The sequence below is a fragment of the Arthrobacter endolithicus genome, from assembly GCF_026627425.1.
GTDB lineage: Bacteria > Actinomycetota > Actinomycetes > Actinomycetales > Micrococcaceae > Arthrobacter_M.
Map to the genome: position 1 here is coordinate 1 of NZ_JAPNLH010000043.1, position 3,610 is coordinate 3,610.

Sequence of the window (3,610 nt, forward strand, 5' to 3'; positions counted from 1 at the left end):
GTTGCGGTCATCTGGGTAGTCTATCGGGGTGGGCGTGTCTTGGCAGTCCTTTAGTGTAGGTAGAACCGTCAGAAAACAGTGTTACCCCTACCCGTTTGTTTCGAGACGATGGATATCAGCCAGAAAGTATCCGTTCGGCCGTTACAGGGCTGATGAACTAATCGAAGGGGATCTATCGTGAATCCAACAACTGCGGTGCTTACCTCCGGGTCTAATCCGGAAGCAGCAACATTGAACTGGACGTCCGAGGACCAGCGCGCGGTGGACACAATCCGTGTTTTGGCTGCTGACGCTGTCGAGAAGGTCGGCAACGGTCACCCCGGAACGGCCATGAGCCTTGCACCGGCGGCCTATCTTCTGTTCCAGAAGGTCATGCGCCACGACCCGAAGAACCCGGATTGGGTCGGCCGAGACCGTTTCATCCTGTCCCCCGGACACAGTTCACTTACCCTTTATATCCAGTTGTTCCTTTCCGGCTGCGGCTTGGAGCTCAGTGATCTGGAAGCCTTGCGCACCTGGGGCGCGCTGACCCCTGGCCACCCGGAATATAAGCACACTAAGGGTGTGGAAATTACCACCGGCCCGTTGGGTCAGGGCCTGGCTTCCTCAGTGGGCTTCGCCTACTCGCAGCGCCGGATGCGTGGGATTTTCGACGCCGATGCCCCGGCCGGGACCAGCCCGTTTGATCACACCGTCTGGGTCATTGCCTCTGACGGGGACCTGCAGGAAGGCGTGACCTCCGAGGCTTCCTCGCTGGCCGGGCACCAGGAACTGGGTAACCTCGTGGTGGTTTATGACGAGAACCATATTTCCATCGAGGACGACACCGACATCGCCTTCACCGAAGACGTTCTCAAGCGTTATGAGTCTTATGGCTGGCACACTCAGCGCGTGGACTGGACCGAGACGGGCGAGTACGTCGAAGACGTACAGGAGCTCTATACCGCCCTGCTTGCTGCGAAGGCTGAGACCTCCAAGCCCTCGATCATTTCCTTGCGCACTATCATCGGCTACCCCTCGCCGAAGAAGCAGAACACCGGTGGCATCCACGGTTCGGCCCTTGGTGCCGCAGAGGTGGCGGCGCTGAAGGAAGTTCTGGGCTTTGACCCGGAGAAGAACTTCGAGGTCGACCCGGCCATCCTGGCCCACGCCCGCAAGGTCGTGGACCGCGGAGCGGCAGCCCGTGAGGAATGGACCAACGGCTTCAACGCCTGGAAGTCCGCGAACCCGGAAAACGCGGCCCTGCTCGAGCGCATCGAGAAGAAGGAGCTTCCGGCAGGCTGGGAAACCAACCTTCCGGTATTTGAGGCCGGAAAGGATGTCTCCACCCGTGCAGCATCGGGGAAGGTCCTTAACAGCATCGGCGGTGTGCTGCCGGAGCTTTGGGGCGGCTCCTGCGACCTGGCCGGGTCCAACAACACGACCATCGACGGATATGGCTCGTTTGTGCCGGCGTCCAAGCAGACCGGTACGTGGTCCGGCGGCCCTTACGGCCGGGTGCTGCATTTTGGTATCCGCGAGCACGCAGCGGCCGCCATCGTGAACGGCATCCAGCTGGGCGGGCCCACCCGTGCGTTCTCCGGTACGTTCTTAATCTTCAGCGACTACCAGCGCCCGGCCATCCGCCTCAGCGCTTTGATGGGCGTCCCCTCGATCTATGTCTGGTCGCATGACTCCATCGGCTTAGGCGAGGACGGTCCCACCCACCAACCGGTGGAACAACTCGCCACCTTGCGTGCCATCCCGGGCCTGGATGTGGTGCGTCCCGGCGATTCCAATGAGGTTGCCGCTTCGTGGAAGAAGATCCTGGAAACCACGGACAACCCGGCCGGTATTGTGCTGACCCGCCAGAACGTCCCCACTTATCCCCGCGGCACCGGCGCTGCGACCGCCACCGAGTTCGCTTCTACCGGCGATGTGGCCAAGGGCGGCTACGTGCTGGCCGAGGCCGTGTCCGACGGTGCCGTCCTCACCCCGCAGGTGATCCTGATCGCGACCGGTTCCGAGGTCCAGCTCGCCGTTGAGGCCCGCGAAGCCCTTCAAGCTCAGGGCATCGCCACCCGCGTGGTCTCCATGCCGTGCGTCGAGTGGTTCAAAACCCAGAGCGGCGCTTACCGCGAATCCGTGCTCCCGGCAGCGGTCAAGGCCCGTGTCTCCGTGGAGGCCGGCCTGGCACTGGGCTGGAAGGAATTCGTCGGTGACGCCGGTCGTTCCATCAGCCTGGAGCATTTCGGCGCCTCCGCGAACTACGAGCGCTTGTTCCAGGAGTTTGGCATCACGGCAGAAGCAGTCATCGCCGCAGCCAAGGACTCTTTGGCCGCCGCAGCGAACTAACACCTTTCAATCGCACTGCGATCGGCGCCGCAGGAGACTCTCACGCGGCGCCGACCGCAAACTGTCCACTATTTTTGAAGGAAGAAGCAGAAGCCATGACCAACGCAACACCCACCGCACAGCTTTCCGACGCAGGTGTGTCCATCTGGCTAGATGACCTCTCCCGGGAACGGCTCTCCAGCGGCAGCCTGCAAAAGCTCATCGACGAAAAGAACGTCGTCGGCGTGACCACCAACCCCTCCATCTTCCAGGCCGCGATCACCTCCGGCACGGACTACGACGCGAAAATCGCCGAATTTGCTGCACAGGGCGCCAGCGTCGATGAGACGATCTTCGAGATCACCACCACCGACGTCGCCGACGCTTGCGACCTCTTCGCCCCCATCGCCGCCACGACCAAGGGCGTCGACGGCCGTGTCTCCATCGAGGTCGACCCCCGCCTGGCATGGGACACCGAAGGCACGATCGCTGAAGCCAAGCACCTCTACAAGAAGGTCGACAAGGACAACGTCCTCATCAAGATCCCGGCAACGCTCGAAGGCCTCCCGGCCATCACGGCCACTCTGGCCGAAGGTATGAGCGTCAACGTGACCCTGATCTTCTCCCTGGAGCGCTACCGCGCAGTCATCAACGCCTTCCAAACAGGTCTGGAACTGGCCAAGGAAAACGGCCACGACCTCGCGAACATCCACTCGGTGGCATCATTCTTCGTCTCCCGCGTGGACACCGAGATCGACAAGCGCCTCGATGCCATCGGCACCGAGGAAGCCAAGGCACTCAAGGGCAAAGCAGGCGTTGCCAACGCCCGCCTCGCCTACCAGGTCTACGAAGAGCTCTTCACCACCGGCCGCTGGGCAGCCCTGGCCGAAGCAGGCGCACCGCCGCAGCGTCCCCTGTGGGCCTCCACCGGCGTCAAGGACCCCGCCTACCCCGACACCCTCTACGTCACCGAACTCGTCGCATCCGGCATCGTGAACACCATGCCGGAAAAAACCCTCGACGCCACCTTCGACCACGGCAAGGTCACCGGCGACACAATCTCCACCACCTACAAAGAAGCAAACGGCGTACTCAACGCCCTCGAAAACCTCAGCATCTCCTACAACGACGTCGTCACGATCCTCGAATCCGAAGGACTAGACAAATTCGTAACCAGCTGGAAAGAACTCCTCACCGACGTCGAAAACGCCCTCACCACCGCCCGGGAAAACAACCCAACCCACTAAACCCCCTCAACCAAAAACAACGAGCCGCAGGCGCAATTCCAGACCCAGGG

At 61.9% G+C, this 3,610-nt stretch carries 2 protein-coding genes; both read left to right on the forward strand.

From position 1 onward, the window contains the following. Window positions 1-177 precede the first annotated feature (177 nt). The gene (tkt, locus tag OS914_RS17800; protein ID WP_267547392.1) at window positions 178-2,334 is read left to right on the forward strand and encodes a transketolase; all 2,157 of its coding nucleotides are present in this window, start codon (window positions 178-180) and stop codon (window positions 2,332-2,334) included. A gap of 95 nt (window positions 2,335-2,429) precedes the next feature. Further along, window positions 2,430-3,560 carry a transaldolase gene (tal, locus tag OS914_RS17805; protein WP_267547393.1) on the forward strand — a complete coding sequence of 377 codons (1,131 nt, stop codon included), beginning with the start codon at window positions 2,430-2,432 and terminating at the stop codon, window positions 3,558-3,560. Window positions 3,561-3,610: the final 50 nt, after the last annotated feature.